Source organism: Streptomyces sp. URMC 126, assembly GCF_051386555.1.
GTDB lineage: Bacteria > Actinomycetota > Actinomycetes > Streptomycetales > Streptomycetaceae > Streptomyces.
The window spans coordinates 1-5,439 of record NZ_JBPQTX010000406.1 but is presented as its reverse complement, the minus strand read 5'-3'; the positions used below and the strand labels follow the sequence as shown (position 1 = coordinate 5,439).

Below are 5,439 nucleotides of genomic sequence, written 5' to 3'. Positions count from 1 at the left end.
CCTCCCGCCCCCGCCCCTACCGGCCGCCCGGCGTACACCGTCGCCCAGCCGCCGGCCCCGATCGGTGCGACGATCTCCCACGCGCCGACGCGATGGCCGGGAGCGAGCTCTTCCATGCCGTCACCTCCGCCGCTCGTGCGTCCGGGCCGTGCGCCGCGCGTCCCGCCCGGTCGTCCGGGCCGTGCGCCGCGCGACCCGCCCGGTGTGCCGGCCGCCGTCTCTCATCCGGCGGGCTCTCATCCGGCGGGCCGGGGCGCCGCCTTGGGCGTGCCCGTTCTGGGCGGCAGCAGCGCCAGGTGTTCCTCCCGCACGAGGCCGAACCGCAGCGCGACCCCGACGATCGCCTCCCGCTTGCCGTTGCGGCGGGCCGCCCGGCCGGCGTCGCCGCCGGCCGGCGCGTCGACGCGGATCTTCTCCTCGGCCAGGTAGTCGATGTGCGAGCTGACGGCCCGGGCGGTCAGGCGGTCGCAGGCGGGGTGGTTCCTTAGCCGCTCGACGATCTGCGGGGTGGTGGGCACCGCGACGGGCGACTCGTCGCGGAGGCGGGGTTCGCAGAGGGCGACGAGGACGAGGAAGTAGGTGGCGGTCTCGTCCAGGGAGTACGCGGTGACCGTCCTGGTCCCCCACGCCCCGCCCGCGGCGTCGTGGTCGAGGTAGACGTGGTCGGGGGCGAACACCTGGAAGGCGGCCGAGCCCTCGCGCCGGGTGGGCAGCACGACCCGCGCGAACTCGAACGGAATGGGCACCCCGACCCGGCGCGGCGGCACCCTCAGGTACTCCCCCGCCCCTTCCGGGTTCTCGACCAGGTAACTCTGGGCCGTGCTGAAGTTGCTGAGCTGCCAGTGGTCGTCGGTCACCCGGATCTCGCCCGCGAGCCGGGAGATCGCCTCGTCGACGAGGCGCAGTTCGACGGGCACGGTGGCCGATCCCCGGCCGAACCGCGCCACTTCCCCCGGCCCGAGCCGTAAGGTCACGCCGCCGCCCGCGTCGGCGCCACCCGTTCCGACGCCACCCGCTCCGCCGCCGTCGCGGCTCCCCTCCCCGGCATCGCCGTTCCCCGGCGGCAGATGGATCACTATCCCGCTCACGGGCCTCTCCTCACCCCCTCGGCAGCACTTCGCAGCCGAATATATCCATGAGGTCAGGGAGAAGCTCCGGGTCGGCGGAGCCCGCGATGCGTCGTCCGTCACGGTGGAGACGGAACGGGCGGCGGGCGACGGCCCGTCAGGTCCCCTGGCGGCGGGGGCCGGCAGGCGGGAACGGTTCTCAGTAGGCGGGCCCGCCCGGCCGGACGGGCGCGACCGTGCGGTCGCCGAAGGCCGTCCACGGGCGCCAGGTTCCGTTCGGCCCCGCCTGGACGCGGAGGAGCGGGCGGCCCTCGCGCGTGACGGCGAAGACGTGGATCCGCCCGGCCGCGTCGGCCACCGCCGTCGGAGTACCGGCGAACCGGACGCCGGAGCCGTCGAAGCCGCTCTCGGCCTCCCACGTGCCGCCGGGCGCGGCCTGCCGGCGGCTGGTGAGCGGCTCCCCGCCGGGCGGCAGGGCGAAGGCGGTGAGCCGGCCCGCGGCGTCGGGGACGAGGGCGGGGGCGCCATCCGTCCAGCCGAACAGCGGCCGCCACTCGTCCCAGCCGCCGCTCGGCACCGTCTGGCGCCGGTGGAAAGTGGCCAGGCCGGACGGGGCGACGGCGACGACGGTGAGCCGGCCGCCGCCGTCCCGTGCCACCCGCGGCGCGGTGCCGGCGGCGGTGCCGAAGTGGTCCCACCGCGACCAGGGGCCGTTCGGCGCCTCCTGCCACCGGTGGAGGACGCCGGCCCCGCCGGGCGAGAGGACGAACACCTCCAGCCGGCCGTCGGCGTTGGCCGCGACGACGGGGGGCGCGCCCGCGGGCCCGCCGAAGCCGGGGTCCCACTCGTCCCACGCCGGTGCCCCGGGCGAGCGCTGCCGCCGCCGGGCGATGCCGGAGCCGCCCGGGGCGAGCGCGAAGACCTCCAGCCGCCCGTCGGCCGCACGGCCCACCGCCGGGGCGGCGCCCGCCGGGCCGCCGAACCGCTCCCAGCCGTTCCAGGTCCCGTCCGGGCGCTGCGTCCGGTGGTCGAGCGCGGCGCCGCCGGGGGCGAGGGAGAACACCTCCAGCCGGCCGTCGGTGTCCCGGCCGAGAGTGGGGACGGCCCCGGCGGGGCCGCCGAACGGCTCCCACGGCGACCAGGCGTCGCTCCCCCGCCCGAGCTGGGTGCGCCGCAGCAGCGAACGGTCGCCCGGGTCCTGGGCGAAGACGTTCAGCCGGCCGTCGACGTCCAGTGCGACGGCGGGGTTGTCCGGGCTCTGCCAGGGCGGCGGCGTCTCGCGCCAGTCCAGCGGGGCCACGTACAGCCCCTGGTGGAACCAGCCCGCGGCGGTGGCGTACCACTGCCCGCCCCCCGTGACCACCTCCACGGCGTGCCCGGGCACATGACCGGCGTAGCCGTCGAGGCCGAAGCGGAAGGGGTCCCGGGACGCGAACACGTCGGTGCCGTCGTAGCCGTTGCGCGGGCCGATGAACAGGTAGTACCAGCCGTCCCGTTCGACGACGAACGGGGACTCGGTGACCGACACGGTCGCGGCGGTGCTCGCGTCGGTGAAGGCGACGCCCGGCTCGCTCCAGCGCAGCAGGTCGTCGGAGGTCCGGAAGGCGACCGTGTGCCGGCCGTCGGGGCCGGACAGTTCGGTGTAGTACATCACCCACCGGCCGCCCGTCCGGATCACCATCGGGTCGCGGGCCACGAGCCCCCGGAAGAGGGGGCCGGACGGGACACGGCTCCAGGTGAACAGGTCGGTGGAGGTGGCGAGGTTGATCGCGGCTCCGCCGCGCCCGCCGGCCGCGTAGAACATGTAGTAGGTGCCGCCGACCGCGATGACGTGCGGCGCCCAGAGGTGTTCCTCCCCGAAGTAGGCAGGATCGACGGTGAGCGCGTCGGCGTGCGCGGTCCAGGGGCCGCGGGGGTGGGGCGCGGACGCGTGGGCGAAGGAGACCTCGGCGGCGCTGTCGGGGGACCGGCCGGGCGGAGCGCTGTCGCCGACGATGCCGAAGAGGTGCCAGCGACCGCCCGCCTCGATCAGCGTGTGGTCGTTGAGGTAGCGCCGGACGCCGGGGCGGGACGGGTCGTGGACGAGGGTGAACGGCCCCGCGCCGACCCACTGGTGCGACGCGGCCGGGGTGGCCGCGGCGGCCATGGCGGCCGGGGTGGCACCGGCTCCCAACAGCGCGAGCGCGCCCGCCGCGGTGGAGCCCTGGAGCAATCTGCGTCTGCTGATCGGATGCTGCATGAGGTCTCCGGGAAGGGCTGTTGGGGAGGGGACGGCGAGAAGGGACGACGGGTGCGGGCGCGGAGGGGCCGTGAGGGAGGGGGGACGGACCCGGGCGGATCCGCCGGAACCCGCCCGGGTCCGCCCGGCTCAAGCCGGGTCCGCCCGGCTCAAGCCGGGTCCGCCCGGCTCCGGCCGAGGACGGTGGGTCGGATCGGATCCGTACCCCCGGCCCCCAGCCCGGCTGCGGGGGTGTGGTGTCAGGTGACGGGCGGACCGGAGGTGCTGTTGACCCAGGACCAGTCCGACCAGGTGCTGAAGCCGGTCTGCCACCGGTGGTGGACCCCGGCCCCGCTGGTCCTGAAGACCTCGACGCGGCCGTCGGCGTTGGCCGCGGCCCCGATCCCGGTGCCGCCGGGGCCGAAGGCGTCCCAGTCGCCGTAGGCGGCGTTGAGGCCCTGCTGCCAGATGTGCATGGCGGTCTCGCCGTTGACGGCGAAGACCTCCACCCGCCCGTCGGCGGTGCGGTCGCTGGTGAGTTCGCTGTCGGCGGGGCCTCGGACGGCCTCCCAGCCGGACCAGTCGGCGGGGCCGGTCTGGTAGCGGTGGTAGACACCCTTGGGGCCCGAGGCGAACACTTCGAGACGCCCGTCCGCGTTGTGGTCGACGGTCACGTCGCGCCCGCCCTCGCCGAACTCCTCCCACGCCGACCAGCCGCCGTTGACCGCCGTCTGGTACTGGTGCCGGAAGGTGGCCCCGTTCAGCGCGAACACCTCGAGGCGGCCGTCCGGCGCCTTCTCCATCTTCACCCGGCTGCCGGCCGGGCCGCCGCCCGTGGACTCCCAGCCCGACCAGCCGCTGTTGGGCGCCGTCTGGTACCGGTGGAAGACCCCCTCCGGCCCCGAGGCGAAGACCTCGATGCGGCCGTCGGCGTTGACGCCCGCGGCGGCGGTGCCGCCTCCGGTGCCGAAGCCCTGCCAGTCCGACCAGGCGCCGCTGGGGCTGAGCTGGTAACGGTGCTGGAACACCTGCCCGTTGAGGGCGAAGAGCTCCAGGCGCCCGTCCGCGTTCGGCGCGATGGTGAGCCGCGCGTCGCCGGGGCCGCCCAGCCGCTCCCACTCCGACCAGCCGCCGTTCACCTGCGACTGCCAGGCGTGGTGCACCCCGTCCGCCCCGGCCGCGAAGACCTCCAGCCGCCCGTCGGCCGACCGCGCCGACACCACGCGCCCCGACTCGTGCGGGTACACCGGCGGTGCGGGCCGCGGACGCTCCCCCGGCGTGCACGGCACGGTCACGCCGCGGGCCGCGAGGTAGGGAAGGGGGTCGATACCGTGACTCATACCGGTGTCGCGCCTCACCCGGAGGTGGAGGTGCGGCCCGGAGGCCTCCCCTTCGGCCCCCATGAGCGCGATGCGCTGTCCCGCGGTCACCCGCTCCCCCACGGCGACGTCCCGCCGGTACATGTGCCCGTACTCGGTCACGGTTCCGTCGGGGTGCAGGATACGGATCCACTGCCCGTAGCCCTGGGCGGGCCCGGAGTTGATCACCTCGCCGTCGCCGACGGCGTAAATCGGTGTGCCGCGGGGGGCGGCGATGTCGATGCCGTCGTGGTCGCGGGCTCCCCCGTAGGGGTCGGAGATGAAGCCGGCCGCCGGGCAGGAGGCGGCGAAACCCGCGTCGGGCGCGGCGGCGGCCGGGGACGTGGCCACCAGCGACGGCAGGACGGCGACCGTCACCGCGAGAACGAGGCGCAGCGCGCGTCTGCGCAGACCCTGGACCATGGCGCGTTCCTCACCAATCGGGCTTGTGGGGCGGGGCTGGTTGCGCGGGTACGCCATGAGCCCCGCTGCGGCGGAGGGACGCTGCGAGCACGGCGGGCTCATGACGAACCGGCGGGGGAACGGTAGCCACGCCCGGCCGGCGGGAACATCCGGAACGCTACGGACTGACAGCCGCCGCCGGACTCGGGTAGGGGGCGGCGGGCCGGAGGAGAGTGGGGCCGGCCGGGCACCCGCCGTACCGCCGCGCGACGCGACTCGGCCGGAACGGGCGCCCGTACGGGCACCAGCGAGCTCGCGCCCCCGCCGGGGCCACACCCGCCTCCGCTACCGCCCACCGCCGACCGGCCTCACCACCCCCTGTCTCTTATACACA

At 76.1% G+C, this 5,439-nt stretch carries 3 protein-coding genes; all 3 read right to left on the bottom strand.

From position 1 onward, the window contains the following. Window positions 1-236 precede the first annotated feature (236 nt). The 3 genes from ACSNOK_RS30200 to ACSNOK_RS30190 all read right to left on the bottom strand — a co-directional run bounded on the left by ACSNOK_RS30200 (window position 237) and on the right by ACSNOK_RS30190 (window position 5,066). Window positions 237-1,088, bottom strand: coding sequence for a serine/threonine protein kinase (locus ACSNOK_RS30200; RefSeq protein WP_436783981.1), 852 nt, complete (start codon window positions 1,086-1,088; stop codon window positions 237-239). 178 nt (window positions 1,089-1,266) lie between these two features. After that, window positions 1,267-3,306: a family 43 glycosylhydrolase gene (locus ACSNOK_RS30195; protein WP_436783980.1), complete on the bottom strand. Its 2,040-nt coding sequence runs from the start codon at window positions 3,304-3,306 to the stop codon at window positions 1,267-1,269. A 239-nt stretch (window positions 3,307-3,545) separates the two neighbouring features. After that, window positions 3,546-5,066: a peptidoglycan DD-metalloendopeptidase family protein gene (locus ACSNOK_RS30190; protein WP_436783979.1), complete on the bottom strand. Its 1,521-nt coding sequence runs from the start codon at window positions 5,064-5,066 to the stop codon at window positions 3,546-3,548. Window positions 5,067-5,439 lie beyond the last annotated feature (373 nt).

Bases quoted from the DNA above. Each gene is read 5' to 3' on its own strand.
- ACSNOK_RS30195 (WP_436783980.1), bottom strand. From the start codon at position 3,306: ATGCAGCATCCGATCAGCAGACGCAGATTGCTCCAGGGCTCCACCGCG.
- ACSNOK_RS30190 (WP_436783979.1), bottom strand. From the start codon at position 5,066: ATGGTCCAGGGTCTGCGCAGACGCGCGCTGCGCCTCGTTCTCGCGGTG.